29 protein-coding genes and 1 pseudogene are annotated in these 25,690 nt (G+C 37.2%); 4 read left to right on the top strand and 26 right to left on the bottom strand.

What is annotated here, in order from left to right; genetic code table 11:
* Window positions 1-5 precede the first annotated feature (5 nt).
* The 17 genes and pseudogenes from DV740_RS11860 to DV740_RS11780 form a co-directional block, all read right to left on the bottom strand.
* The gene (locus tag DV740_RS11860) at window positions 6-257 is read right to left on the bottom strand and encodes a hypothetical protein (protein ID WP_242994309.1); all 252 of its coding nucleotides are present in this window, start codon (window positions 255-257) and stop codon (window positions 6-8) included.
* An 81-nt stretch (window positions 258-338) separates the two neighbouring features.
* Window positions 339-1,196 carry an ATP-binding protein gene (locus DV740_RS11855; protein ID WP_242994308.1) on the bottom strand — a complete coding sequence of 286 codons (858 nt, stop codon included), beginning with the start codon at window positions 1,194-1,196 and terminating at the stop codon, window positions 339-341.
* Window positions 1,197-1,455: 259 nt separating this feature from the next.
* On the bottom strand, window positions 1,456-1,731 hold the full coding sequence (locus DV740_RS11850; RefSeq protein ID WP_118088160.1) for a hypothetical protein: 276 nt from the start codon (window positions 1,729-1,731) through the stop codon (window positions 1,456-1,458).
* Between the two features lie 27 nt (window positions 1,732-1,758).
* On the bottom strand, window positions 1,759-2,064 hold the full coding sequence (locus DV740_RS11845; RefSeq protein WP_118088159.1) for a hypothetical protein: 306 nt from the start codon (window positions 2,062-2,064) through the stop codon (window positions 1,759-1,761).
* A 35-nt stretch (window positions 2,065-2,099) separates the two neighbouring features.
* Window positions 2,100-2,432, bottom strand: coding sequence for a hypothetical protein (locus DV740_RS11840; RefSeq protein WP_242994307.1), 333 nt, complete (start codon window positions 2,430-2,432; stop codon window positions 2,100-2,102).
* Window positions 2,411-2,731: a helix-turn-helix domain-containing protein gene (locus DV740_RS11835; RefSeq protein WP_118088158.1), complete on the bottom strand. Its 321-nt coding sequence runs from the start codon at window positions 2,729-2,731 to the stop codon at window positions 2,411-2,413. The genes DV740_RS11840 and DV740_RS11835 overlap by 22 nt, the downstream gene beginning before the upstream one ends.
* Window positions 2,732-2,746: 15 nt before the next feature.
* A complete protein-coding gene (locus tag DV740_RS11830) occupies window positions 2,747-3,310 on the bottom strand; it encodes a hypothetical protein (protein WP_242994306.1) in 564 nt (187 codons plus the stop codon).
* Between the two features lie 740 nt (window positions 3,311-4,050).
* Window positions 4,051-4,713, bottom strand: a complete 663-nt coding sequence (locus DV740_RS11825) for a hypothetical protein (RefSeq protein ID WP_118088157.1) — start codon at window positions 4,711-4,713, stop codon at window positions 4,051-4,053.
* Between the two features lie 3 nt (window positions 4,714-4,716).
* Window positions 4,717-6,729, bottom strand: a complete 2,013-nt coding sequence (locus DV740_RS11820; RefSeq protein WP_118088156.1) for a DEAD/DEAH box helicase — start codon at window positions 6,727-6,729, stop codon at window positions 4,717-4,719.
* 600 nt (window positions 6,730-7,329) lie between these two features.
* Window positions 7,330-8,097 carry a DpnI domain-containing protein gene (locus DV740_RS11810; protein ID WP_118088155.1) on the bottom strand — a complete coding sequence of 256 codons (768 nt, stop codon included), beginning with the start codon at window positions 8,095-8,097 and terminating at the stop codon, window positions 7,330-7,332.
* 6 nt (window positions 8,098-8,103) lie between these two features.
* The gene (locus DV740_RS11805; protein ID WP_118088154.1) at window positions 8,104-9,024 is read right to left on the bottom strand and encodes a DNA-methyltransferase; all 921 of its coding nucleotides are present in this window, start codon (window positions 9,022-9,024) and stop codon (window positions 8,104-8,106) included.
* A gap of 44 nt (window positions 9,025-9,068) precedes the next feature.
* Window positions 9,069-9,257, bottom strand: a complete 189-nt coding sequence (locus tag DV740_RS11800) for a hypothetical protein (RefSeq protein ID WP_015569083.1) — start codon at window positions 9,255-9,257, stop codon at window positions 9,069-9,071.
* Window positions 9,258-9,546: 289 nt separating this feature from the next.
* Window positions 9,547-10,260 carry a hypothetical protein gene (locus DV740_RS15105; RefSeq protein WP_242994305.1) on the bottom strand — a complete coding sequence of 238 codons (714 nt, stop codon included), beginning with the start codon at window positions 10,258-10,260 and terminating at the stop codon, window positions 9,547-9,549.
* A gap of 116 nt (window positions 10,261-10,376) precedes the next feature.
* Entirely contained in the window at window positions 10,377-10,640 is a 264-nt protein-coding gene (locus DV740_RS15100) for a plasmid recombination protein (RefSeq protein ID WP_242994304.1), read from the bottom strand.
* 286 nt (window positions 10,641-10,926) lie between these two features.
* Window positions 10,927-11,304, bottom strand: coding sequence for a TnpV protein (locus DV740_RS11790; protein WP_118088304.1), 378 nt, complete (start codon window positions 11,302-11,304; stop codon window positions 10,927-10,929).
* A 28-nt stretch (window positions 11,305-11,332) separates the two neighbouring features.
* The gene (locus DV740_RS11785) at window positions 11,333-11,644 is read right to left on the bottom strand and encodes a plasmid mobilization protein (protein ID WP_118088303.1); all 312 of its coding nucleotides are present in this window, start codon (window positions 11,642-11,644) and stop codon (window positions 11,333-11,335) included.
* 14 nt (window positions 11,645-11,658) lie between these two features.
* Window positions 11,659-12,214: pseudogene (locus tag DV740_RS11780) on the bottom strand (site-specific integrase); the annotation flags it as partial.
* A 93-nt stretch (window positions 12,215-12,307) separates the two neighbouring features.
* On the opposite strand from DV740_RS11780, the gene DV740_RS11775 reads away from it, so the two are divergent.
* On the top strand, window positions 12,308-12,949 hold the full coding sequence (locus tag DV740_RS11775; protein WP_118088153.1) for a helix-turn-helix domain-containing protein: 642 nt from the start codon (window positions 12,308-12,310) through the stop codon (window positions 12,947-12,949).
* A gap of 22 nt (window positions 12,950-12,971) precedes the next feature.
* Complete coding sequence (locus tag DV740_RS11770) at window positions 12,972-14,588, top strand: hypothetical protein (protein WP_118088152.1); 1,617 nt, start codon at window positions 12,972-12,974, stop codon at window positions 14,586-14,588.
* A 317-nt stretch (window positions 14,589-14,905) separates the two neighbouring features.
* Here DV740_RS11770 and DV740_RS11765 read toward each other — a convergent pair whose 3' ends face one another.
* The 8 genes from DV740_RS11765 to DV740_RS11730 form a co-directional block, all read right to left on the bottom strand.
* Window positions 14,906-15,403, bottom strand: coding sequence for a nucleotidyltransferase domain-containing protein (locus tag DV740_RS11765; protein ID WP_009247521.1), 498 nt, complete (start codon window positions 15,401-15,403; stop codon window positions 14,906-14,908).
* A gap of 84 nt (window positions 15,404-15,487) precedes the next feature.
* On the bottom strand, window positions 15,488-17,032 hold the full coding sequence (locus DV740_RS11760; protein WP_009247522.1) for an ATP-binding cassette domain-containing protein: 1,545 nt from the start codon (window positions 17,030-17,032) through the stop codon (window positions 15,488-15,490).
* A 453-nt stretch (window positions 17,033-17,485) separates the two neighbouring features.
* Complete coding sequence (locus tag DV740_RS11755) at window positions 17,486-17,863, bottom strand: TnpV protein (RefSeq protein ID WP_009247523.1); 378 nt, start codon at window positions 17,861-17,863, stop codon at window positions 17,486-17,488.
* A 26-nt stretch (window positions 17,864-17,889) separates the two neighbouring features.
* The gene (locus DV740_RS11750) at window positions 17,890-19,029 is read right to left on the bottom strand and encodes a plasmid recombination protein (RefSeq protein ID WP_019190307.1); all 1,140 of its coding nucleotides are present in this window, start codon (window positions 19,027-19,029) and stop codon (window positions 17,890-17,892) included.
* A gap of 355 nt (window positions 19,030-19,384) precedes the next feature.
* Window positions 19,385-20,539, bottom strand: coding sequence for an AAA family ATPase (locus tag DV740_RS11745; RefSeq protein ID WP_009247525.1), 1,155 nt, complete (start codon window positions 20,537-20,539; stop codon window positions 19,385-19,387).
* Window positions 20,529-20,864, bottom strand: a complete 336-nt coding sequence (locus tag DV740_RS11740; protein ID WP_009247526.1) for a plasmid mobilization protein — start codon at window positions 20,862-20,864, stop codon at window positions 20,529-20,531. The genes DV740_RS11745 and DV740_RS11740 overlap by 11 nt, the downstream gene beginning before the upstream one ends.
* On the bottom strand, window positions 20,854-21,945 hold the full coding sequence (locus DV740_RS11735; RefSeq protein WP_009247527.1) for a site-specific integrase: 1,092 nt from the start codon (window positions 21,943-21,945) through the stop codon (window positions 20,854-20,856). The genes DV740_RS11740 and DV740_RS11735 overlap by 11 nt, the downstream gene beginning before the upstream one ends.
* Window positions 21,946-22,134 carry a transcriptional regulator gene (locus tag DV740_RS11730; protein ID WP_009247528.1) on the bottom strand — a complete coding sequence of 63 codons (189 nt, stop codon included), beginning with the start codon at window positions 22,132-22,134 and terminating at the stop codon, window positions 21,946-21,948.
* A gap of 448 nt (window positions 22,135-22,582) precedes the next feature.
* Here DV740_RS11730 and DV740_RS11725 point away from each other — a divergent pair, with 448 nt between their 5' ends.
* A complete protein-coding gene (locus DV740_RS11725) occupies window positions 22,583-23,113 on the top strand; it encodes a helix-turn-helix domain-containing protein (RefSeq protein WP_009247529.1) in 531 nt (176 codons plus the stop codon).
* A 292-nt stretch (window positions 23,114-23,405) separates the two neighbouring features.
* Here DV740_RS11725 and guaA read toward each other — a convergent pair whose 3' ends face one another.
* Window positions 23,406-24,980, bottom strand: coding sequence for a glutamine-hydrolyzing GMP synthase (gene guaA / locus DV740_RS11720; protein WP_118056559.1), 1,575 nt, complete (start codon window positions 24,978-24,980; stop codon window positions 23,406-23,408).
* Between the two features lie 162 nt (window positions 24,981-25,142).
* Between guaA and DV740_RS11715 the strand changes: the two genes are divergently transcribed.
* Window positions 25,143-25,688, top strand: coding sequence for a putative ABC transporter permease (locus DV740_RS11715; protein ID WP_118056560.1), 546 nt, complete (start codon window positions 25,143-25,145; stop codon window positions 25,686-25,688).
* The last annotated feature ends 2 nt before the right edge of the window (window positions 25,689-25,690 follow it).

Here is a 25,690-nt window from a genome sequence, read left to right as displayed (position 1 = left end):
ATGTATCACCTGCTCATCTCAAGTATTCTCTTGACTTCCAGCTGTAATTCATCTCTAAAGTCTGATAAATCATCATATGCAATTACTTTCAATCTAATAAGACGAACAATATCCCATATCACCTCTGACTTACTCATCTCCATGATAACTCCCGGATGACGCTTATCTTCTTTTATCCGTTTTTCAAGTTCCCAGAATTTCTCTGATGCAGGCTTTTTATCATCATTCAAAATTTCTATGACATTCCCCATCTTCATTATAAGAGTTATTGACTTCAACATAAAAGCATTTGTATGATTAACTGGATCTGCTGATGTCTTTCTCTCTATTTCATTGCTCTATTCTCTAAAATATACTTTATTCTTTGTTTTTCCATAACTATTAAGAATGTACAATTTTTCTGCCTTCGATAACAGTCGGCTTGCCGTCTTTATTTCCACTTTCAATAATTTTGCTGCAATAGAGCTATTTATTTCTTTATTTGTATCGAGATAGTGCAAAATAATCTGCATTCTTGTTCTTTCCAATTCGGACATTGATTCGGACATTAATTTGGACATTGATTCGGACATTGTCTTATTTTCTTCAAATTCTTGAGAAACATCATAGTTCAGGTTCGGCATTACTACAGTAAACTGATATCTGTCTGAACGGAATGATGGTCTTTTACTCTCATCATAATTAATTTGAAATTCATATCCACTAATAATCTTTCCAAATCCACTACCTTTACGCTCCATATATCCAAGCCTGTTGAACACATCTGCAAGAATCGAGTTTCTTCTGGTTGAAGGTACTATAAGCGGATCTCTGTCCTGAATTATGGATCCGTCCGGCATTCCTCCCGGAGAATAGATTTCCATTCTGTCATCATATATGTCAATATGAACTTCACTTCCATTTACCAAATAATCACGATGTGCCAAAGCATTTACGAGTGCTTCATGATAGCTTCGCTCTACATACTCCGGCATTTCTTCTCTTGAATTTGCTGTTTTACGCCATTTCATTTTGCAATTACTTTTGATAAATGCTTCACCATTTTCAATCAATGAAATAACACTTCCCGAATACTCAGCATCATCCAATGCATCGACTGCACCGCCACTTTTATTCAACCCATTCCATCTTGTACAAAAAAGCCTTGAACAACGAATAGGACTTTCATCGGCAAGTAACGCTCCTGCATTGGTCAAGTTTCCCCGTTCATTTACCAGACCAAAAGAAATCAAATCCTTATCATCGAAGCTATTTCCAGTCCATTTTTTATATCTTTCTTTAAGCTTTGAAAATGCATAGTCTTCCTCCTTATAGGTAGAATTCTGCGAATCATATGATGTGTGCTTACATGTTGTATATAATATACAATTCTTACAAATCAGTAATTCTGCTTATATGATTCCACGCAAGTTTCCATCATCAATGTTCCTAATTGTTTCTCCAATACTTACTTTGTTAATCACACATAAGAACTGCTCTTCCATTCATTGTTCTTGCTATCTCCTTTGCTAATACAAGAGAAGCTATAAATTTGTCTTGTCCCTCAATATTATTTTCAATAACATCTGACATTCCCTCTGCAAAATCTTTATCACATTCATAACCAACTAAAACTGCTGCCTTTTTTATCAGTTCATCATCTACAACTTCAATATCATCTTGAACTAATTCATATCCAATACTGCTATAGAACCAGCTCAGACTACAACATCTGTATTCGTTACAATACACAGCTTCTGTAATGTGTTCCTTTTCAAGTTACTTAACTTCTGTTGCGGTAACAACATAATCATTTCCTTTATATTGAATTATGCTGTTTTTTAAATAATCTGTATGCATCGAGAAATTATGTATTTCACCTAATGAATATTTTTCACTTGCAAATCTAACAATATCGTCAAGTGATGCATAAACAGACTTACTCTTCAACCTTATATAATATATGCCATCTGGCTCTTGCCTTAAATCTGTCATTCTAAGTGAAATATCTTGACTTTTATATATCTTATCTTCCTCATAACCTTCTATGGGAAGTAAAATATGTAACGATAATCTTCTACTCATTTACTATCACCAATCTGTGCAATATCTACACAAGATCAATCCTTTTCTGTTCCTTCATACATATCTTTATATGTATATATTTCTGATGTAATCATTTCCGGATACAAATATATATACTTTCTGCATACCTGCTTAAATAGTTCTAGCATTCTATCGCTATTACACATTCCGACCATATAATCCAAAATGTGTTCAACCTCTGATTCGGATGCCTTTCTGGTACATATATCTTCAACTATTGGTTTATATGTACTATATGCTAATCCATCAAGTTCTGTTATCATACATGCAATTTTCTTAATATCTTCATCCATAGATTGCGCCATGTTATCTCCCCAACCAAAATCTATGCACATTTCTTTCTGCATAAGCGTTTCCAATATTCATATAGTCTTTTTTCACCTAATGACTTTTCTACATACTTTTCCTTAACGATACTATATTCACATTTAGGCACAAGCAAATCTTCCATATGCACCTTGAGCAATCTGCTCAATACATACAAATGATCTACTGATGGTAAAATGTTGCCCTTAAACCATCGATATATAGGCTGTGGGCATGATAAATGCAATATTTTCTGAATATCATTGACTGTATAACCACATTTATCAAACATCTCCTTCAATAAAATTCCAGTTTTTTCCATATCAATATTCCCATACATAAGCATATGCTCCTTCTAGCAAAACTCACCTTCTGTCCAATCAAATGGATAATCCGGATCTTCCCAATACTCTTCTTTGCACCATAGTCTTTCATTCACATGAAAGCGTTCCTTCGCCAGCTTTTGCTTTTCGTTATATTCTCTATGACAGAATGGAATATATATTTCTGCCTCCTGTTCAGTACATGATACATTTTGTAAACGTGGTTCACAATTGGAGAAAGTTGAATCGATATCATATATCCATTTACGTGGCTGTTTCTTTTGCTGACTATGCTCATATACTCTTTCAAAATATTGTTTCCATGTATATCTTCTTCCATATTCATCATAAATGCTTATAACGCTTTTATTTTTTAGGCAAAACTCTTCCAGCTCCTTAAATGTCTTGATTGTCTTATGTCTTTGGAATAGCGGACGCCATCCACAACTTAACTTATTCAGATGAATCTCATATCCTAGATAGGGTTCATCAACTATTGCGTATTCAATATCCTTTATGTCATATTCTGTTTCGACAGCAAAATGCTCCCTTATCAGCTTTTTATTTCTACTCATAAGATAAAAATTAGTTCCCATAAGATATCCTCCAAACTTTTTATTTTATAATACCTTATAAGAACTATCATTTCATTGGACTGTTAGTCCAAAATCATACTGCTGTCTCAAAAATTATTTAATCACTCAATGTCCGCTATATCCGTTTCCTATATATGATACATTTGACATTTTTTATTTTACGTTTTACTGTTGCAATGCCGATTCCCAGTTCTTTTGCCATATCAGCTGTTCATACTCCTTCGAACAGTATAATTTTATGCCATAATAACTATATCAGATTTATTAAATCAACTTTGTGCATCATCTGTGATATTAAAAATCTTAGTATACACATTTTAATGATATTATGCTTAAAACCAAACATTATATTATTATCATAACATATTCTTTAAATAAATGCTCCAACTATTGACATATCTACACATATTTCAGCTTAATAATGCATAATTATATCTCTGGACACTTCTGTTTAGTACTCCTTAATATCTGTGGTACTATCAAAACAGGTATCACGATAAAAGAAAAAGCCCCATAAATGGCTTATTTACGCCATTTATGAAGCTCTGTTTACTACTCAAACTCTTTTTCTGGTTTGATTTTTCATATAAATCTGATGTTATTTCATCGCAAAATCGTATCATTTTGATACGATTTTGTGTCTTGTTAATTTGGTTACAAAACTGTTGTACCCAAATTGTACCCAATAACTTTATTCCAAGCTTTCATACTTATGAATTTCACCCTCAACTATCATGTACTTATCTTTTATCTCTATGGTAATTAATCGAATAACATTTTTCGTTGATACTCAATATACTTTTCAAATCGTCAACATCAATTCTATCTTGTAACCCAATTTTAAATGTACTATTACTAGAATAAAACAAATCTATATGATCAACCGGATGTAAAATTGGATCTACTCTATTCTCATCTTCATCATGATCATATCTTAAATAACCAGATTCAAATGATAATAAATATAATAATAATTCCCAACAAAACTGAGCATAATTATTATCTAGAATTTCAAACTCATTCATGGTATCCATAAAAACATCCAGCATATTTTCTATTGACTTCACAATACTATTCTTATCTCTAATAATTGTAGATAAAATCGCCATTGTTTGACTATCAATTATCCTGCCCTGAAATAATGATATTAAAAATCCTTCTTTCTCCTTTAGTAGAAAAGGATATTGGATACTATGAATTTTATCTTCTTCACCCCAAAACAAACGGCTCATCTTGTCAACAAATATCACAAGGTCTGCCTCTTTACTATCTATTTCACGCAATGGTTCAACATTTAAAATGGTCATTACTGAAAGTAAATAACTTACAATATCATATTGCTCTCTAATAGATCCCAGTTCTTGATTTGAGTATTTTGAGGTGTGAAAATAATATTTTTTCATTAGCTACACCTCATCAATCATTGCCTCTATTATTCTTCTAGTTTTTGCTTTTACTTCATTTTCTGTTCTTTCCACAACTCTTTTAGGCACTATTCTCTGTAATTCGCTTCTTTCATCCGCAGACAACTGCGGGTACTCATTACAAACTTCATTTATCATGTCTTCAACAGATTTCCGTCTATTTTGGGCAGCAATTCTAATTTTTTCTGCCTGCAATAATTTTTCTGTTTCCCCAGGCTCTCGTAACTCCATGTAACCATTTTTATTAATATAATTTATGGCTGCTTCATATATTTTTATAAATTGCTCATTTACACTATTAACTATAAAATATGATGATAAAAATGATCTTGTTAAAATCATATAAATTGAGTTTCTCTTCCGAATATCATCATTTATAACCCCTGTTTCTATGCATATTACAAAAGGAAATTCCAACCCTTTAATATTGTTTGTATTACTAATAAAAACCTTATTCTTTTCTTTTACCTTACTCACATATCCTCTGGTCGACTCCCAATCATATCTTTCGTCAATCAATAGGCATAAACTATCTGCAATATTATAATTAATCTTATTATTTCCCAAAAGAACTATAGCAATATCATGTGGTTCAACTGTGGGATTTTTTTCTATAATCTCATCCATACACTCCATTACCTTTTGATTTATAACTTGAATGTCTGCAGATTTTATCTGTATACTCATAATTCCAAATGAATCGATATCCTCAAATCGACGAAGTGGCATTCTCTTTAAAAGAAATTTTCCATCATGTCTTTGTGGTAAATATCCGCACGCTTCCCACTCATCATCATCCAACCATCTAATGACAGGTTTTTCATACAATCCCATTCCTATCGAATGTGCTAACATTAGTGTCTTAGGATCTGTTCTATAACATTTATTTAATAAATAATCACTACTAACAGATTTTTTTATATCTGTATCAAAAACATTTTGAAAAATATCTCCTGCAATATAAATTCTTTTAGCAGTAACCATTTTACATAACTTTATGAAATTATCCGTAAAATCTTGGCTTTCATCAATAAAAATGTAATCAAAACATTTTTCTATTGTTTCTTTTTTCTCCAATTCCTCAATTGCCAATTTACATACATTATCAAATGTATTAGTAAATGAATATCTTCTAAAATCTAAATGATAGTTCCAACAGATATAACTATATAAACCTGTATTAGGCATATTCTGAGATCCCCAACTAGGAAAAACCCATAAACGCTTATTCCATTCAATTTGTTCTTCTACTTTCATAAAATTAAAAAATTGAGGAATCCTATAAACCATATCTTGTGCCAAAACTTTATTGTGACACGTAAATACTATTTTACTTTCCTTTTCGCCAACATATATTTCTCTAAGTTTGTTCAATAACAATTCCGTTTTCCCTGTTCCAGCCAATCCTTGAATAGTAATTATATTCTTATCAATATCTTCAAAAATAAATCTACTTTGCATTCCATCAAATAATACTATTTTCTTCTTTACCTTATCTAATAAAGTTTCCGGAACTTCTGCACCAATTTTATTAATATCATTAATACTCCCTATTAATAGTGATATTAAAAGTTCTACAATTCTCTCATTTTGAACTGGAATCCTATATTTTCTTAATATTTCCTCTATTTCTAAATCTTTTATATATTCAAATTGCACGATTTCTATACAATCTTGCCATATTCTTTTTCTACCTATATATTTTTGATATTCATATCTTTTAGATAAATATTCTAGGTCATCTATAAAATCATCTACAAAATTGTTAAACTCTTCACATTCTTTTCCAAGGTTAATTAGTAAAATTCTCTGTTTTGGTATTAAGACAATTATCTTTTCCTTATACTCATATTCATCAATTTTTCCTTCATTTCCCAATGCCTTTTCTATAATATATATTGGTCTAGAAGTTTCTTCCGAATATCTGTCCAATTTTTCTATAAAATTATTAATTATCTCTTTTCTTTCTACGCCACAATAAAATAAACTATTCATTGGTTCTCCTTATTCTAAAATGCTAATTATATTAAATATTCAATAAATACACTGTCCAATTTTGTTCACTAGACTATATCCATCTTCAATATTATATAATATACTAATATCGATTTAACACCCGATAAATACTTCATACCCCACATTCACAAAATATTCTGCCACATATTTACTTACAAAAGTTGTTCCGCCTGTCACTAATATCTTTTTCATAAAGTTCTCCTTTACACAAAAATTCTGATTTTCTTAGTTCTAAAAACTTGATTACACAACTAATTATTATATCAGATTTAACCAATACATCACATAATGAAGCAATATAAATAATGCAGGAATAGCTATTAACAACGTAAATGTCAAACTAAAACAATTTGATAAAATAAAAGCTGGAAACTCGCATAAATAGAGGTTTTCGGCATTTCAATCTGTTATTCAAACTCCTCTTTGCAAAGTTGTTTTCATGTATCTAGAAATACTTTCATTACACAAACAGTTCATTTATGTACTGTTTTCTATATCTTTTTGCTTTCTCCTTCTTCTTATTGTCATTTTATTGCCATCCTAATCTCACTCTTTTATTCAATTGTCGAGCTAACAACTCTATATTTTTCTATAATGTCCCCTTCCTCTAAATTCTAATATTCCTTTATCTCTTAGTATCTGGAGCTTCTGACGTATCTTATCTTTAATATGGTTGTTATCTGGATGTTTCTTTGACAGTACATCTTCAAACTTATACATCTGCTCCAAAGTAAAATCTCGTCCTTCTATTTGATTCACACAATTTAAAACATCTAAAACCCAACCTCTTGCATCTAACTTATACTGTTTTATAAAATCTGTTCTTTTTACTTTTGATATAATTTCTTTCTGCGGTATCTCAATTTCATTTTTTACTATGAAAATTCTTCCTTCTTCAGGAATTTGCTTCAAGACTATATTACAACCTACCCAACCTGCCCTTCTTGCTGTATCCGATAAAGGTTTTCTCTTTTCGATAATCTCTGGAGAGAAAAAATACTTCGGAACCATCAAAAAATCTTTTACATGCAAATCCTGCTTATTATAGTTCATAAAAAAGAAGTTCGGATTATTAATTGATTCAATTCTTTTTATCATTGTGTCATATGCGCCATCATTTACCTTATTCTCAATTGTTCCATTCTTACTTTTTAATTCGTATTCCTCCGCACAATCTGGACAATAAAAATCCGCAACTGGTCTATTATTCTCATAATGAGCAATCTTTTCTTTACCGCAATACGGACAGAACAAATTATTGCTTACCCACTGTTCTGTTATTACTCGTATTTTCTGAGAATTACTTTTATAATTTTCAGCCACTTTATCGTCCATTGTCAGATTCATTTTTTATCACTCCATTGCTGTTTTCATCAAAACATTATTCTCAAATCTTTTCTTAATCTTTTCAATATTATCTTTTAATATTTCAATTAGAATGCAATTTCTTTTCAGATTTAGTGCCGCCTCACCCACAGCACCACTGCCCGCAAACGAATCTAAAACGACCTCTCCTTCATAAGTCAAGAACTCAAGAATTTGCTCACACAACGAAACCGGTAATTCACTTTGATGAATTCTATTCTTCTTTGATACAGGTTGAACATCAAACATAGTCGGTAGCATTCCTTTACAGCCACTCATATATGTCAATTTACCGGTCTGCTCTGTTCTCTTTGTGTCAATACGCATATTTCTCGCTTTTCCTTTAGAGAAAATCATAATATCTTGCGTATTTTTTGCTTTTCTTCCTGTATTGCTTACAAAGGTTCCTTTCTTCCATGCAACCTTCGAATAATAAATGAAGCCCGCTTCTTTTGCATATTGCTTAATCTGATATAAATATTCATAGTTATTTTCATTTTCCGCCGGTAGAACTTCTACCAAAAAACAACCATCTTTTAAAACCCTTGCTTTTTCCTTAAAGTCATCTAGTGTATATTTGAAACAATCATACACTGCAAATGCTCTGGTTCCCCCTTTATTTGATTTTATATCCAACCATGGATGATCTGTAAAAATACAATCTATACTATTATCTTCTATAATAGATAAATCCCGTCCATCACCTTCTAAAACGATACACTTTTCATCCTCTGATTCGACCGTGCAATATATACCCTTTGCGATACGTTTAAATTTCACGCCCAAATTATCATATATCCTTGCCCGAATTGTTTCAGCCGGTTTGTCCGAATATTTTTCGTATGCTTCTTTTAATGTAAACCTCTCTACTCCTTTAAAACATGTAAAAATCTTATCTGCTAAAGACATCGCATCCTCCTGTATTTTACCATAAATACTACAAATTCAACACTCTATTTTGTATTATTTGATTCAATTCCGTAAACCCTTTCTTCAAAGTATTTACTGGATACTTTTCCACTTACTGTTATGTATCCTTTAGTATTTAATTCTTGGTTCAAACATTTAATTATTTTGTATGCTTTGGATTCTCCTACTCCCATCACATCCATTACATCTTTGCAGGTATAAAATTGTTTCATGGTATCTCACCTCCTTGGCTGGATCATACCACAAATTTTTGCACCTGTGTTTTCACTTATAGTGAAAGAATTAAACAGCTCATTACAATTTTGAGGTAACATGTACAATACACGCTACCTCTTTTCTTTTTTCACATCCTTTACCTTCTCCCAATCCATTCCAAAAACCTCTCCAGCAGATTCATTCCGTCAATTACAAACTGCTTCATAAACTCACACGCCTTTTCCAGCTTGTCCTTCAAACTTCGGTTCTCTTCCCAGATCCTCTGGTTCTGATACCTCAGTTCTATTACCTGCTCCTTCGATAATCGTCGCCATCAACAGTTGCCAGAAGTTCCTTTTTAAGCCTTTCCGCCTCCTCCAGCTTCATCTGTGCCTGCTCTACCTGACACTTTGCGGTATCCAATATCATCATCCACTTATCAGCCTCTTTTTGAGCTGCCTCGATTTCCTTTTGTTTATCTGTGAGCTGATCCACATTCTCATAATATTCCAACCGTAATTCAGAATTCTTTAAGCGTAAATCCGTTGTTTTCAACTGTAATTTCTCATTTTCAGCCTTGGTATCATCCAGTTTCTTTTGAGCCTCGACCTGTTCTGTTCTCATACTGACACGCTTACTCTCTATTTCCTTTTCCAGCGATTCAATTCTTTCCTCTTTCAATTCAAGATCAACCTGTGCACCCTCCAGTTCTTCCTCAAGAGTAGCCACTTCCTTTGCCCGCTCCTGCTTCTTATAATCCAATTGCTGATTGTGCGTATTTTTCTTCTTCCAATCAATCCCGTACCGGCGCATGATAATGGCAATATCATCTTTCTCCGCCTCTGCCCACTGCTTCCATTCAGTGTTTCCCTTGCCTTCGCTTGCAAATCCTCTGGTAGCAAGTGCCGCCTTAAGACTCGTCTTAGTTTCCAATCCTCTTTTACAACCGGATACCCATGGAACAAAATTCAGATGTAAATGCGGTGTTTCCTCATCCAGATGAATATAAGCACCTATCACATATAACTGCGGATTACGAAGCTAGAACATTTTTACATAATCCTACAACACCCACATTGCAACCTCAGCAGCCGAACTGCCCACTCCGGTGTCATCCTTATTGCCAATCTGAACAATCACCTCATAAAATAATTTTTCCTGCTTACTCCAGGATATCTTTTCATAATAGCTTTTAAAATCTGCCTGTCCTTACGTTTCTGCTTTGCATTGTATTCATCCCACGCCTTGTCAAACAGTTTATGGTAGACCTGCTTAATATCCTCGTGGATAAGTGTAATATTATTCTTGGTGCGGCTGGCATCCACATTGTCTGCGATAAAGCTTCTTGTGTTGTGCCCGATGGAACCCTTCCCATTCATAAAACTGATTGTTCTTTCCATTGTCAAAATTCTCCTCTTTCGTTATGTATGTAAGCATTTCTTTCTTATCCGTAACGAGTGCCGGATACGGCACGAGACAGCAAATTTCTTAGGGAAGGTTTTGTTACTTTTGTCAAAAGTAACGCAAAAGCACTTTTGACAGCTTCGCCATCAAAAATGCAGACCCGCAAGCGGGTTTTGCGCGTCCTCGCCGGAGTGGCTGTACGGCTCTGCGAGCCGGATAAAGCTCCCTTGAGGAAGCTTATGAGCCGCAGATATGCGGCATATCATTTACCATACACAGCTCTTAATGAAAACAGTTCACCACATCATGCAGCACTACCTCCTCTGCTATCATTCTTGCCTGTGTTCGTAACCGATACATTTCCACAAAAGAATTGGCCTGCTTCGGTTTATGTTCGCCCAGCCATTCCTTTTCAATATCCTCCAGCAGCTCATAGGCAACCTCATTTACCTCTGCTGCCTTATCATGTAATTCTCCAAACCGCACCAGACTTTTGTATCGCTGCGGATACTCCGTCCGTATGTAATCAATCCACATGTGACCGTATTTCCCAACATCTATGTTTTTCTCCTCGCCACCTAATGTAATCAACGGATAAAAGATGTCGTCCTTTTCTATGTATTTCACGCCTAATTTTTCAAATAATGTTTCTTTGCTCATAGCCGCCACTTCCTTTCCAAAAGTATTTTTATTCCTCATTCGGTACGGTAAGTTCCTTCATACCTGCTAATGTTCTCGGCTGTTCCTTAAATCCTTCCAATATTTCCAGCATGGAGCGGATGGGAGTCAATAGCTCCCCATCCATATCCGATGCCTTTTCAATTCTTTCAAGCTCACGCTCAATCTGTTGCAGGCTCTTCCGAAATTGCACCAGCATCAACGGATTTCCCATAGCAACCACTTTTTGATGAAGAACGCTCTGGATAATATAATCCTGCTTGGTACGAAACCCGCTGAGTTTTACCCGGTTATTGAGTTCTTCATTCTCTTCCGGCAACATGCGAAATGCAATTGTCACATTACGCCATCTGTTTTTATCATCTCTATTCTTTTTCTGACATTAACTAACGCCTCCCTTTCTGTTTCCAATTGTGCTGTCATATCTGTCTGCACCGTTGGAAATAAATGTGCATAATGATAAGTGATATCTACCGCCTCATGTCCGACTCTTTCCCCTATTGCCAATGCAGAAAATCCTAAATTGATTAACAGAGAAATGTGGGAATGTCGTAATCCATGGATTCGGATTCTTTTCACTCCTGCAAGCTTTGCTCCCCTATCCATTTCGTGATGAAGATAACTTTTTGAAATGGTAAAAATTCTGTCGTTCCTCTTTATTCCGTATATGCTATTTATAAAATCCTCCATCTCTATAGCAAAGAAATCTGGCATAACGATTGTCCTGTTACTCTTTGGTATTTTCGGATAAATAAATCACATCTTCTCCCTCCAGCCTCTGATATGATTTATTTATCCGAAGCGTTTTCTTTTCAAAATTGAAATCTGCCGGTGACAGGACAAGTAATTCTCCCTCTCGTATTCCCGTCCAATAAAGCATTTCACTTTTGTACTGTTGATGTTATAATCTATGTAAGTGCATGATTTGTACCTCGTGTTTTCGTGCATGCTACAACACTCATTACACTTATAAGGAGCAGTTAAAATGGGCGAAAATTTCACCAGCCGGGTAGGCTTTTTGATTAGGAATTTCAGAATTGCAGCAGAAATGACGCAAAAGGAATTGGCAGATAAGTGTGGGCTAAACGAATCCACAATCCGAAATTACGAGCTCGGAAACCGATATCCTGACGAGGCGACTTTACTCAACATCGCCAACAATCTAGGTGTCAGTTTCTATGCATTATCAGACCCGAATGTTGCCAGTATCTTCAGTGCGCTCCATGTGCTGTTTGATATCGAATGGGCATACGGACTACGCCCTACTATGAAAGACGGAGAAATATGTTTCAAATTTGAAGAACGGCTTCCAAGTGCCGGACCACGCCCACAGGAAGACCTTGATAACTTCAAGAAGATGGTTGAGTATTGGGCACGCCTACGAGATAAACTAGAGGATGGCGAAATAACCGAAACAGAATATTATCTCAAAGAGATAAAGTTTCCAATGAATCCAATAGAGCCGGATAAGGAATATACTGTTTCGTTGAATCTTGATGATGACGACCAACTACTGGTTCAGAATATGAATGAGGATGATAAGGCAGGAGAAACTGCTGAGTTGCTAAAAGACTTATTTCCGGATTTCTCTTATGTGAAGAGGAAGAGGAAACCGAAGAAGGAGTAAATTACTTAAAAAGGCAAATATTATGGCAAAAAACAAAAAAGAAATAACACATTTAAATTATGGCGAATTGCACATGTACTATCCCATCAAATTTGATACAAAATTATCGTTTTCAAAATTATGTGATGCATTATCCAAGAGCAATGTAAGTTTTAATAAAGAATATCAGCAAAAAATAATGGATTCATTAGGTGTTTCGTTAGCCAATACCGTCAATGATTTTCATCAAAATATGCCTTGCACGGATATGGATGATATTGCCTTATCTTTTAAGGTACGTGACTTTGAAACAAACAAAATATATCAACCCCACCCTGGCTATAAACCAGCTTACGAAATTAATGCAGAAACTATTAGAATAGAGCTACTTTCTTCCGATTCATCAATCTATCTAAATGTTGTCAATACGGAATTAGAAGCACTTCAGCAACGCATTTCAAGAATGCAAAAAGAATTCGAATTATCCGATAAAATATATGGGAATTCCTTCACTTCAAACCAAGAAAGAATCCTTCTTTTGCCATTTAAAGCAAAGTTATCTAATGACAAAATTGTTTGGATACACGCAATACTTTTTATATTTCGCAACAATATGGGAATTTTAAAATTAGAGCTTCCACTTATTGATGCAGATATTACTCCTTTAAAAGAATATGATGCGGACTCGATGGTAAAATCTATTGATAATTGTTGGCATATTAATACTGTTGACTCTAATATAAAATTATCAGAGTTGCCTAACTACTATTTGAAATCCATCGTAGAAAACAATAAAATAAATATCATCAAATACAATAACGATATACGAAATATAATTTTCGTTGATTTTGACGAAATCCCTAGACAAATAAACAATATTTCAGCAGATATACAAGAGGAACTTTTTAGAATAATATCCGCACCTGTCCCTAATTATCCTTTTACCTCCTACTCTAAGGATGCCAGAGAACATATTGAAAAACTTAGTTGGGGACAACATGGTATTAAGTATATCATTAAAACCAACGGAGGTGTACTTTCACTTATTGATAAAAACTTGTTAGACTACTATTCAAGTATTTTCAAAAAAGAAAATAATACTTCTGTCTTAGATGATAGTGATTATACATATATGTGCAATATGTTGGCAAATGACATAAATATTAATATCGAATTTGCCATAATAATAATCATGCTAAAGAAAACAAACGAGTGTAATGACATATATAACAAAACACAGAAGAAACATAACTTATTCAAAATACGAAAAGAGTATAATCAAAATATTTTATTCTTTAACGAACTGCAAAACACCTGTTATGGAACCGTGATAGATCAAACTTCTCAAATAGAGAAAATGATGTCTCTCTACCTAAAAAAAGATATAAACACTGCAAATCAAACGGCATTAAATAATATTTTGAGGGATGAAGAGCAGAAAAAAAATGAACATTTTATAAATTTCATATCAGCGGGAACTTTAATGCTTTCAATAGTATTTGGTCTACCATCCATTTATGAATCTTTGAGTATTTTACGAAAAACAACTTTTGGAATTTTAGAAAATAATATTCCATTTATAACCATAGAAAACTCCAGTGTAATTCTATGGCTATTATTAAACTTCTTTATAATAATACGGTTATTATTAAAAAAATAATTGCCAAAATTATTGTCATTTGATTGTCACACAACATAAGGTGAGCCAAGAAACGCCGTAAATTCGGCATTTCTTGGCTCTTGTACATTATTCAAACTCTACAAAGACTAACGCTTTTTGTTTAGGAATTATTCTCTGTAATGTTTCTCGTTCTTTTGATTATTTGATATATCCATATTATCCTGCCTATACGAGCTAATGTTATCATTTTGTTATCGGCATTGATAACACCTACTCGATAACTGTGGATAATAACTATATGTAGCATGTCAAATTATAAGCTATTTTGCTTAGAGATTCAACACAAAACTGAAATTTTACTTTTCCTTATATTCATCTGGTATTGCTATTTGAAATGTTTCACACAACAGCATCACATCATGCACATCATTTTTATCGTGTTCATATCCCAAATGAAGCATTACCTGACTCAATGGTTCAATACAAGAAACAGTTATATCTCCAACTTTTCCAATACCGGAAAAAGTTTTTGATGGAAATATATCTCCCTCATAAACAATTCCGTCATCTGTAAATTCAAAACAATGTAAATCAATGATTCTTTGTTTATCATCTTTCCAGACAGTATGACCATCCGTTGTATAATCAGTATTTACTTCCTCAAATCCATGCTGCTTAATCACATAAATATAATCATGATAATGTTTCAGTTCAACAAACAAATCAATATCATTGTGTATTCTTGATTCTCTTTTAAGAAGTGCATCAACACCCCATCCGCCATCTAAATATACTTTAATTTCGTTTTGCAAAGCATATTTTATAATTTCACATGCATCTTCTGTACGTACCATAATCTATCCTCCAAATTCAAATCTTTGTATGCTTTCCAACTCACTAAAAGCCTGAAATTTGTCAGTCTTTCATCCTTTTTGTTATCAATCACCAATTAGCTGTAATCCATTAGGATTTAGCTGATATATTTTATCGCACACCTCTTCAATATACTTTCTATCGTGAGAAATGCTAATGACAGCCCCCGGAAATTCTCGGAGCATTTTTCTTATTACCGGACCGGACAATGGTGAAAAATTTCTTGTCGGTTCATCCAGAATAAGAACATTTGCACCACTTAAGCTCATCCTCAAGAGAAGCACTTTCGCCTTTTGTCCGCCTGATAACTCCCGAATCGGATGCTCCATTTCATCTGGTGTGTATTTAAGTGAACCAAGGTATGTTCTAATTCTTGTACGCTCTTCTTTATCTCCTGTTTTATCAAGGTAATCAACCGGTGTAACATCCAAATCCAGCAGGTCTTCATAAGTTTGAGGCATATATTCTGCTTTAATGTCATTCCGATTTAGGAGTTCTTCCGCTATCTTTTTTAGAAGAGTCGTTTTTCCTGCCCCGTTGGCTCCTATCATACAGATTTTTTCTGAACCTTTTATTTTTAAATGAATTCCTTCTGCTAAAATTCTTTTGCCATCCGGAGTCACAAGCTTTGAAAGTTCATATTCTATGACCGTTTTTCCTGCGGGAATGTGTGAGTTTTCATCCCCTAATTTGACAAAGATTGCTTCTTCCTGTTCCGGCATCTGAGTCATATTTTCATCTTCTTTTTCAAATCTTCGTTCCATTGCCTTAACCGTATGCATTTTGTCCTTTAAGTTTTTGGCAACAGACGGTGCTTGTCTGGTACAACTTCTTAATGCACCTTGTACACTCTGCATAACTCTTTGATATTTTTCATCGCGAATCTTTTTCTCCCTACGGTCACTCAGTGCCCGCTGTTTTTGGATTTCAAATTTATGAAGCCGTTCTTCCACATAGCGTCTATAGGGAAGCTTTGCCACGGTATATCTCGCCTTTGTTTTTCGTATAATCTGCTCGATATGTATCACCATGTTGGCAGTACGCTCTATCAGCGTTTCATCGTGTGAAATAAAAAGCACAATGTGCTTCCAGTCATTTATGATTTTTTCCAGTAATGTAAGCGTCGCAATGTCGATGTCATTGGAAGGTTCGTCCAACAACAGCACAGAAACATCGCGAATGAAAAGCCTCATAAGTTGTGTCTTGACTTTTTCGCCTCCTGAAAGACTACCCATTGTCTGGTTACTGTAGAAAAAATCATTTTTCATTCCAAATTTTCCCGCAATAACAGACAATTCTTTAGGCGTTTTCTCCCAGAATATTTCCTCTTCAGAAAAATATTCGTATATTGTTTTTTCCTTATCTTCATCGAGCATCTCCTGCGGAAGATAACCAAGACGTTCGTGTCCCATTATCCTTTCCCCATCTGCTTCTATATAGTTTTCTACAAGCGACGGATTGTATATCCACTTCATTAATGTCGATTTCCCATTTCCCTCTTCTCCAATAATAACTGCCTTATCTCCATCATTTAGCACAAGGTTGAAATCATTAAGAATTATTCTCAGGTCTTTTTTATGTGTTAAATTTAATTTTTTTATCTGCAACATTAAAGTTTCTCCTTTTCGAAGTCTGAGCCAATTATTATTTTGAACACACAAAAACGAGTCTTTTTTGCATACGCAAAAATAGACTCGCTAAATAGCCCCTTATTTCTTTTCCAAAAGGAAAACAAAGGAAATGCCTCTTGCGATAATCCAACTTAAGCGTACACAAAACAAACCTATTCTCTACAGGCTCAATAACTATATGTGTCTTACTTAAATCAAATTATCTATTAATCATTTCCTCACCTTACACAAAATGTGCCTTTCTTTCTTCTAATGGCAATACTATCATACTGTATTTTTTGTGTCAATACATTTCACCTTATGGAAGTGCAAATTAAAATTTTCACTTCCTAATTATACATCCAACCATTACGAAATTCAATCTTTCACAACCTCTTTACAACCACAACCACAGCACTCCAGCAAACGCAGGAGCACCATACCGTAAAACGCTTATGTGTAAATCAACTCCGTTCCTACAACTTCCCTCACACAAGCCTGAATATTATTCATTCTTCCAATCCATTCGTAGGGATTATCTTTCTTTAATTGTTCCGTCACATCTTGTCTGTCGGCATATTCCTTTACCAGTCGAAGAAACATATCCTCTGCTTGCTTATCGACTTCTGCAAGATAACTATGCAGCTTTCCGCTTGTCAGCAGGTTCATATATAACACTTTATAGTGTTCCTTTAAATGCCTTGCATGTCGTTTCCCCCATAAACCAATCGGCTCTATTTCTTCTTCGGCTGGTACTGTGATGTTCGGCAATAAATAATCACCCACCTGTCTATAAGTTCCGCCCATTTCTTCAAAAATTGTCTTTGTCATTTTCCTTTTCCTCCTGTGATTTTTGTCTATCGTGATCGTGTATTATCACGCTTGCGACCTTTAACTGTTCTTGCCTGCTCCAACAAATCATCTATCTGTTTGCGACCAAAAACCTTACGGAGCAGGCTGTAATCTTTATTTTCTGCTTTTAGGATTTTGTTTTCTTCGGTCAATCTTTCATTGACTTTCTCCAAACGCTGATTGGTGCGGTATAACTGTGCATTCGCTGTATTCAGCCTATGATAGTTGTCCCACCCCTCAAAGCAGCGGGCAAGCACCGTTTTGACAAGTTGCTTCAATTTCCTTACAACCGGCTCTGCCATTTTGGTTTTATATGCCTTTGCAGTCATAAATTTCTCTGGTTCTGGCAACTGATATTTCGGTGCAGTATCAAGCTCTATTTCAAGATTTGACAGCTCGTCTTTTGCCTTATCATAGTTCAATACTCGTTCCGACAACACATCAAATTCAATCTGTTTCTGCTCGATTTTCGCACCTAATGCCGCCACTTCTTTTTCTCTTTCCTGCTTTTTATAATCCAAAACAGAAAGATGTTTTTCGTGTGTGCCTAAATGTTCCCACTCAATCCCATAACGTTCCATCACCGCCGCAAGCTGTTCTTTTTCGGACTGTATCCATTGCGACCACTCCGTATCGCCACGACTGCCGCCCTTAAAACCTTGCGTTGCAAGAGCCTGCTTTAGTGACACTCTTGTATCAAGTCCACGCTTGCTGCCTGTGGTAAAAGGTACAAAATCTATGTGCAGATGTGGTGTAGCTTCATCCATATGCAGATGAGCCGAGAACACCCGAAGCTGTGGATTTCGCTCCTGAAAACCCTGATAGTATTCATCTAAAATCTGCTTTGCCAGTTCTCCGTTTTCCGTATCGGCGTTCATATTTCCCTTACCGCCCACCTGTAAAATGATTTCGTGGAACGGTTTTTCCTGCTTGGAACTTCGGATTTTTTCATAATAATCTTTTATCTTTCGGTCTGACCTTATCTGCTTGGCATTGTATCTTTCCAATGCTTCATCAAACAATTCGTGATAAACTGTCTTTATATTTTCATTGCAGTAGTCGATATTGAGATGAGTACGAGTTCCGTCTACATTTTCTGCTCGGAACTTTCGGCTATTGTGATTGACCGAGCCTTTACCGACCATTGCACTTATCGTTCTCTGCATTTTTTCATCTCCCATCTGTAAATTTCAACATTCTCAGGTTTTGTTACTTTTGTCAAAAGTAACGCAAAAGCACTTTTGACGGGTACACCCATCAAAAATGCGACCTGTAAACAGGTTTTGCGTTCTCCGAAGGCTCTCCGAGGGGTGAGCGTGTGCCGGTGGCACACACGCCTGCGAACCGACCGAGCCAGCAGGCGAGACCAAAGAGCCGCCTTTGAAAAGGCACTCTCTGCACACTCCCCTAAACTTTATCCGGTGTCAAAGTGTGACGATGGTGACAATGTTTTTCACAGCGTGCTGCTCTCAAAAACATTGACACCTTTGACACCGTTTGTCACGCCGTCTGCTCGGTTTCTTTCCAAAGTGAAACCTTTCTTCCGTCGTGTGTGCGGCTGTTCTGATAACGGATACCGTAATCACGAAACAGCCTGCTTGCGTTGATACTGAGCCTTAAAGAAAGTACATTCGGCTTTATATCCACCGCAAGCCTTTCGCAAAGTTCCGAAGCAGTTCCTTCCCATCTGTCACTTTCCGAAAAGAGCGTATCCGCTATCTTCTCAAGCAGAGGTTCGGGCGGTTCTTTCCACATCTCCGTTTCCGATTTTGCAAAGTTCCACACCAATCGCTCGCTGTCCCTTACAAGATGGATTTTCATATCCTGCTGGTCTCTGCCAGCAACATCAAGTGTGGCATTGTTGGAAGTACGCTTGTCCTTACTGAGAACAAATGCACCGTCTGCCGCACCCATCAGACCATTCGTGCCTGAAATCATATCGAATATATCTTCCGATTTTTGTTTGCGTGTATGATGAACAATAAGCATTGAAACCTTGTAACTGTCTGCCAACGCTTTCAGCCTTGCCACAACATCATAATCACTTGCGTAGCTGTAATCTGCTCCGCCTGCTTCACGCACACGCTTTAAGGTGTCTATGATAATCAAGCCTGTGTCTGGGTGTTCCCTCATAAACCCTCTTATCTGTTCTTCCAGTCCGCCATTGACCGTTTTACATTCCGTTGCGAAATACAGATTGCCTGTCTCCTTTGCACCGAACATCTGAAACAATCGCTTCTGCAAACGTGGGTAATCATCTTCAAGGGCAAAATAAAGCACCGTTGCCTTACGCACCTTATACTCCCAAAGCGGTGTGCCTGTGCTGATATGATAGGCAAGCTGTGCCATCATAAAGCTCTTTCCCACTTTCGGGGAACCTACGAAAAGGTAAGTTCCCCTTTGGAGCAGACCGTCGATAAGTGGTGTCTGAACCTCAAACACCGTATCATACAGCGTTGTCATTGATACTGTTTTCAGATAGGAAGGGTCTAACTGTCTGAGTATTTCCCTTTGCATTTCTTCAAAAGATTGCTCGTACCCCTTGAAATCCGTATCCTGATTGACTATACTATTGTCAGTACATTTGGAAAGTGACTGTTCCGCATCTGTTGCCGCAGATACATTTGGAATAGTCATTTCTTTTTTATTCTCCATTCGCATCCTCTCCTTTCAAACCGCCGAGAATAATGGAAATCAGTTCTATTACACTCAGCAGTTCATCATCCACACCTTTTCCTGCTTCAATCCTTTTCAGTTCCGCAAGGACTGTGGCAAATTCCGTTTTCAACGCCTTATACACTCTCGGATTGCCCTGTACCACCACATCCTGATTTAAGCAACGGCGGTAACAATACTCCTGTTTTGGCAATCCTGATAGAGCTACAGCTCTGTTAATGAGTTCGTTTTCTTCGGGCGATACTCGAAACCCTACTGTGATATTCCTCCAACGATTTTTGTTATCTCTGTTCTTAGCTGACATTTTCAAAATCTCCTTTCCCTAAATCATCTAATTTTTCTGCCATCTCAATCTGCTTTGACGGAAAGAGGTGTGCGTACTGATAAGTAATATCAATACTTTCGTGACCAACTCGGTCAGCAATCGCCACCGCAGAAAAGCCCATATCAATCAAGAGTGAAATGTGGCTGTGACGGAGATCGTGAATGCGGATACGCTTCACGCCTGCCGCCTTTGCCCCTCTGTCCATCTCGTGATGAAGATAGCTTTTCGTCACCGTAAAGATACGGTCTTTCTTCTTCAATCCGTAAAGCATACCGAGATATTCTTTCATTTCCTCACACAGAAACTTCGGCATTTTAATCGTGCGGTTGCTCTTTTTCGTTTTCGGAGAAGTAATCACATCCTGCCCTTTCAAACGCTGATAGGATTTATTGATTGTGACTGTTTCCTTATCAAAGTTGAAATCTGCCGGAGTCAAAGCTAACAGCTCGCCCTCTCGGATACCGCACCAGTAAAGCATTTCAAACGCATAAAAGGAAACAGGCTTGTCCATCATCTCAAAAGAGAATTTCTTGTATTCTTCCTTTGTCCAGAACAGCATTTCCTTGTGTTCCTCACGTCCCATATTTCCCACCTTTGCCGCAGGATTGGAACGCAGTTCATAGTAGCGGACAGCGTGATTGAAAATGGCGGACAACTGATTGTGCAGCGTTTTCAGATACGTCTGTGAATAAGGCTTTTTCTTCTCATCACGATAGGCAAGCATTTCATTCTGCCAAGTAATAATCTCCTTTGTGGAAATCTCGCTGATTTTCAGTTTCCCGAAATACGGAAGTATCTTTGTGCGTATGATATGCTCTTTGGTAAGCCACGTGTTTTCCTTCAAACGGTTCTTCACATCATTGATATAAAGCTCCGTAAAGGCTTCAAAACTCATATCAAGGTCTGAAGAAGTCTGCAATTTGAACATTCTTTCCCATTCCTGTGCTTCTCGTTTGGTAGCAAAGCCACGCTTGCATTTCTGCTTGCGTTCCCCTTTCCAGTTCACATACCTTGCCATCACATACCAAGTACCGTTATCTTCATTCTTAAATACCGGCATTTACATTTCCCCCTTTCCTGCTCCGTAGAGCCTTTCGTAAAAATACTGGCGATTTACACGCCCTGCAATCGTAATAAAGCCCTTTGCTTTCAATTCCTCATTTAATTGTCTGATGAGTTTATATGCATAAGGTTTTGATACGTTTAGTTCCTGAGCCACATCTTCGGCTCGGATAAATCTGTTTTCCATATCCTTTTTCTTCCTTTCTTAAAATAATTTTTTGCTTGCCGCTTTCTCCGTGTTAAAGTTCCAACAGGCACTCCTGCTTGTCGGCAGGCGCTGTGCTGTCCCAATGCACCGCAGTACATCAGGCGCTCGCTCGTATAGGGGTTCCCGAAAAGTCGGAGACTTTTGGGGAAGAGGAGGAGCAGTGCAGCGAATGAGCTTTTGTGCTTGCACACAAGCGAACGATACGGAACTTGCTCCGACGAGGTCTTGGCGGTTTGGCTTTTCGGACGGTCATTCAGTTGTCGCATTAAGCATATTTGTTTAATTCGTAATTTATTTTACTAAACATATTTGCTATTGTCAAGTGGTTGCAAAGAAAATATTAAACATTTTTGTTTCGGTTTTTCTTGACTTCCACTAAACATTTCTGCTATACTTATTTCACTAAATATAAAAGGAGCGTATCATTATGGCTATCAGCGAAAGAATACATTTTTTCAGACTAATGCGTGGTATGACACAAAAGTATCTCGGTACAGCAATCGGTTTTCCAGAAAAGAGTGCTGATGTGCGTTTGGCACAGTACGAAACTGGTACACGCAAACCGAAAGCAGACCTTACAAATGCATTGGCACAGGTGCTTGATGTTTCTCCACAGGCTCTTGATGTTCCTGACATAGACAGCTATATCGGTCTTATGCACACTCTGTTTACCCTTGAAGATATTTACGGTCTTACTGTCAGTGAAGCAGACGGAGAGGTATGCTTAAAGGTCAACAAGGACAAAGGCAGAGAAGCATATGAACTCCTCAAAATGCTGTATGCTTGGAAAGAACAGGCAGACAAGCTATCTTCCGAAGAAATCAACAGAGAAGAATACGATAACTGGCGTTACCATTATCCAGAGTTCGACACCACACAGCGTTGGGCAAAAGTTCCATCACAGGAATTAAGTGACGCTCTCGTGGAAGCATTCAAAGACCACTTGAAAGATAAATAAGCACCTACAGGACCTGCCACTGGCAGCTCCCTACAGATGCTTTGGCAACGACAAAAAAGCCCTTAACTATGGTTATTAACCACAGCTAAGGGCTTAGTTTATAATATGGAATTTGTTCAGAGCCAAGCTCCGAACTTTAGTCTGCAAGCCACCTGTTAATTGTTCCGTTACCCATAAACCACTGGATAACAAGAATAATGGCACTTGCTATGACTGTTATCAATTTGTTATCAAAAGACTAATCGAAATCGCTGAAACCCGCATAAACACTGGCTTTTTTAAGCAACTCGATTTATTCAAACTCAATCGTTCCAGGTGGCTTACTCGTCAGATCATAGAATACACGGTTTACCCCGCGTACCTCGTTGATGATTCGGCTCATTACTGTTTGCAGTACTGCAAATGGAATCTCTGCACTTTCGGCGGTCATGAAATCGACGGTATTTACGGCGCGCAGTGCAACTGCGTAGTCGTAGGTTCTCTCGTCGCCCATTACTCCAACGGAACGCATATTGGTCAGGGCTGCGAAATACTGGTTCGGCATCCAGGATGGAGCTTTGCCGTTTTCTTTCTTGTAAGCAGCTACTGCCTTGTCCACTTCTTCCCGGTAGATGGCATCGGCATCCTGTACGATGCGGACTTTCTCAGCATTGACTTCACCGATGATTCGGATACCAAGACCCGGGCCCGGGAATGGCTGACGGAATACCAGATGCTCCGGAATTCCAAGTTCAAGACCGGCTTTACGAACCTCATCTTTGAAGAGGTTACGCAATGGCTCGATGATTTCCTTGAAATCAACATATTCCGGAAGACCACCTACGTTATGGTGGGATTTGATGACAGCGGATTCTCCGCCAAGACCACTTTCTACCACATCTGGATAAATGGTTCCCTGTGCCAGGAAATCAACGGCTCCGATTTTCTTTGCTTCTTCTTCAAAGACACGGATAAATTCTTCACCGATAATTTTACGTTTTGCTTCCGGCTCTGTTACTCCGGCAAGCTTGTTATAGTAACGCTCCTGGGCATTTACACGGATGAAGTTTAAGTCAAACTGACCGTTCGGTCCGAATACATTTTCCACTTCATCTCCCTCGTCTTTACGAAGAAGACCATGATCAACAAATACGCAGGTAAGCTGCTTTCCGATTGCTCTGGATAAAAGACCTGCTGCCACAGAAGAATCCACTCCACCGGACAATGCCAGAAGCACTCTTCCGTTGCCGACTTTTTCACGGATTTCCTTGATGGTATTTTCCACAAAGGAATCCATTCTCCATGTTCCGGCACAGCCACAGACACCACGCACGAAGTTGTGGAGCATCTTGGTTCCCTCTTTGGTATGGAGTACCTCCGGGTGGAACTGGATGGCATAGAGATTCTTTTCACGATTTTCTGCGGCTGCCACCGGGCAGTCTGCAGTATGTGCTACGATTTCAAAACCAGGTGCTGTCTTTGAAATATAATCAAAATGGCTCATCCAGCAAATGGTCTTTTCTTCTACATTCTGGAATAATGGCGAATTCTTATCTACCATTACTTCTGTCTTACCATATTCACGAACCGGTGCTTTTTCTACCTTGCCGCCCAACACATGCATCATGAGCTGTGCGCCATAGCAAAGTCCTAAAACCGGAATACCAAGTTCAAAAAGCTCTTTGCTGTAAGTTGGTGAATCTGCCTCATAACAACTATTTGGGCCTCCGGTCAGGATAATTCCCTTCGGGTTCATCGCTTTGATTGTCTCGATATCCGTGCGGTAAGAATATATTTCACAATATACATTGCATTCACGGACACGTCTTGCAACCAGCTGGTTGTACTGTCCGCCAAAATCAATGACAATAACTTTTTCCTTATCCATGGACGTTTTTCCTCCTAATTTTTGCTGAGACTCGCCCAGCGTCTAAATTTTATTATAGTTGAGCCACCCTGGAAAGACAAGCCCTATTTTGTTTTCGCAAGATATTCTGAGTTGTTATTTGGGGCAGCACATAATTCTTTATTATATGGAAATACTCCCTGTATGCATAAAGACTATCTGATTAAATCCATCACACAATATATTTTCTTTTTCTTTCTGGGATCATTTCTTGGATACCTGTGGGAAGTGCTGCTTTTTTATGTGCAGGATGGGGTTTTCTGTAACCGTGGCTTTCTCTATGGTCCATGGCTTCCGGTCTATGGTGTGGGTGCTGTCCTGATGCTGCTTATTTTAAGACGCTTTCAGAAGCATCCTGTCAAAGTCTTTTTTCTTGCAGCGCTTCTCGGCTCTTTCGTAGAACTTTTTATCGGATGGTTCCTCGCCCAAGTTTTCCACCTGCGTTACTGGGATTATCACGGTTATCCACTGCAGCTTGGCGGTTATATCTGTCTTTATTCTGCACTGGGTTTTGGTATTGCTGGTGTGCTCTGGGTCTGTGTGTTTGCGCGGATTGCCTCCCATTTATGGAGAAAAATGCCAGTACCCCTGCAACACATTTTTCTTACGCTGCTGATACTGGCATTTCTTTTTGATTGTGCCGCCGCACTGATTTTTCCCAACGCCGGGCACAATATCACGTTTTCTTAATT

Source organism: Roseburia sp. AF02-12 (assembly GCF_003461765.1).
Taxonomy (GTDB): Bacteria; Bacillota; Clostridia; order Lachnospirales; family Lachnospiraceae; genus Roseburia_C; species Roseburia_C amylophila.
This window is presented reverse-complemented; position numbering and strand designations above follow the sequence as displayed.

Bases quoted from the DNA above. Each gene is read 5' to 3' on its own strand.
- DV740_RS11860 (WP_242994309.1), bottom strand. From the start codon at position 257: ATGAAGATGGGGAATGTCATAGAAATTTTGAATGATGATAAAAAGCCT.
- DV740_RS11845 (WP_118088159.1), bottom strand. From the start codon at position 2,064: ATGAGTAGAAGATTATCGTTACATATTTTACTTCCCATAGAAGGTTAT.
- DV740_RS11840 (WP_242994307.1), bottom strand. From the start codon at position 2,432: ATGCAGAAAGAAATGTGCATAGATTTTGGTTGGGGAGATAACATGGCG.
- DV740_RS11835 (WP_118088158.1), bottom strand. From the start codon at position 2,731: ATGTATGGGAATATTGATATGGAAAAAACTGGAATTTTATTGAAGGAG.
- DV740_RS11830 (WP_242994306.1), bottom strand. From the start codon at position 3,310: ATGGGAACTAATTTTTATCTTATGAGTAGAAATAAAAAGCTGATAAGG.
- DV740_RS11825 (WP_118088157.1), bottom strand. From the start codon at position 4,713: ATGAAAAAATATTATTTTCACACCTCAAAATACTCAAATCAAGAACTG.
- DV740_RS11820 (WP_118088156.1), bottom strand. From the start codon at position 6,729: ATGAATAGTTTATTTTATTGTGGCGTAGAAAGAAAAGAGATAATTAAT.
- DV740_RS11810 (WP_118088155.1), bottom strand. From the start codon at position 8,097: ATGAATCTGACAATGGACGATAAAGTGGCTGAAAATTATAAAAGTAAT.
- DV740_RS11805 (WP_118088154.1), bottom strand. From the start codon at position 9,024: ATGTCTTTAGCAGATAAGATTTTTACATGTTTTAAAGGAGTAGAGAGG.
- DV740_RS11800 (WP_015569083.1), bottom strand. From the start codon at position 9,257: ATGAAACAATTTTATACCTGCAAAGATGTAATGGATGTGATGGGAGTA.
- DV740_RS15100 (WP_242994304.1), bottom strand. From the start codon at position 10,640: ATGGAAAGAACAATCAGTTTTATGAATGGGAAGGGTTCCATCGGGCAC.
- DV740_RS11790 (WP_118088304.1), bottom strand. From the start codon at position 11,304: ATGAGCAAAGAAACATTATTTGAAAAATTAGGCGTGAAATACATAGAA.
- DV740_RS11785 (WP_118088303.1), bottom strand. From the start codon at position 11,644: ATGTTGCCGGAAGAGAATGAAGAACTCAATAACCGGGTAAAACTCAGC.
- DV740_RS11775 (WP_118088153.1), top strand. From the start codon at position 12,308: ATGGGCGAAAATTTCACCAGCCGGGTAGGCTTTTTGATTAGGAATTTC.
- DV740_RS11770 (WP_118088152.1), top strand. From the start codon at position 12,972: ATGGCAAAAAACAAAAAAGAAATAACACATTTAAATTATGGCGAATTG.
- DV740_RS11765 (WP_009247521.1), bottom strand. From the start codon at position 15,403: ATGGTACGTACAGAAGATGCATGTGAAATTATAAAATATGCTTTGCAA.
- DV740_RS11760 (WP_009247522.1), bottom strand. From the start codon at position 17,032: ATGTTGCAGATAAAAAAATTAAATTTAACACATAAAAAAGACCTGAGA.
- DV740_RS11755 (WP_009247523.1), bottom strand. From the start codon at position 17,863: ATGACAAAGACAATTTTTGAAGAAATGGGCGGAACTTATAGACAGGTG.
- DV740_RS11750 (WP_019190307.1), bottom strand. From the start codon at position 19,029: ATGGTCGGTAAAGGCTCGGTCAATCACAATAGCCGAAAGTTCCGAGCA.
- DV740_RS11745 (WP_009247525.1), bottom strand. From the start codon at position 20,539: ATGGAGAATAAAAAAGAAATGACTATTCCAAATGTATCTGCGGCAACA.
- DV740_RS11740 (WP_009247526.1), bottom strand. From the start codon at position 20,864: ATGTCAGCTAAGAACAGAGATAACAAAAATCGTTGGAGGAATATCACA.
- DV740_RS11735 (WP_009247527.1), bottom strand. From the start codon at position 21,945: ATGCCGGTATTTAAGAATGAAGATAACGGTACTTGGTATGTGATGGCA.
- DV740_RS11730 (WP_009247528.1), bottom strand. From the start codon at position 22,134: ATGGAAAACAGATTTATCCGAGCCGAAGATGTGGCTCAGGAACTAAAC.
- DV740_RS11725 (WP_009247529.1), top strand. From the start codon at position 22,583: ATGGCTATCAGCGAAAGAATACATTTTTTCAGACTAATGCGTGGTATG.
- guaA (WP_118056559.1), bottom strand. From the start codon at position 24,980: ATGGATAAGGAAAAAGTTATTGTCATTGATTTTGGCGGACAGTACAAC.
- DV740_RS11715 (WP_118056560.1), top strand. From the start codon at position 25,143: ATGCATAAAGACTATCTGATTAAATCCATCACACAATATATTTTCTTT.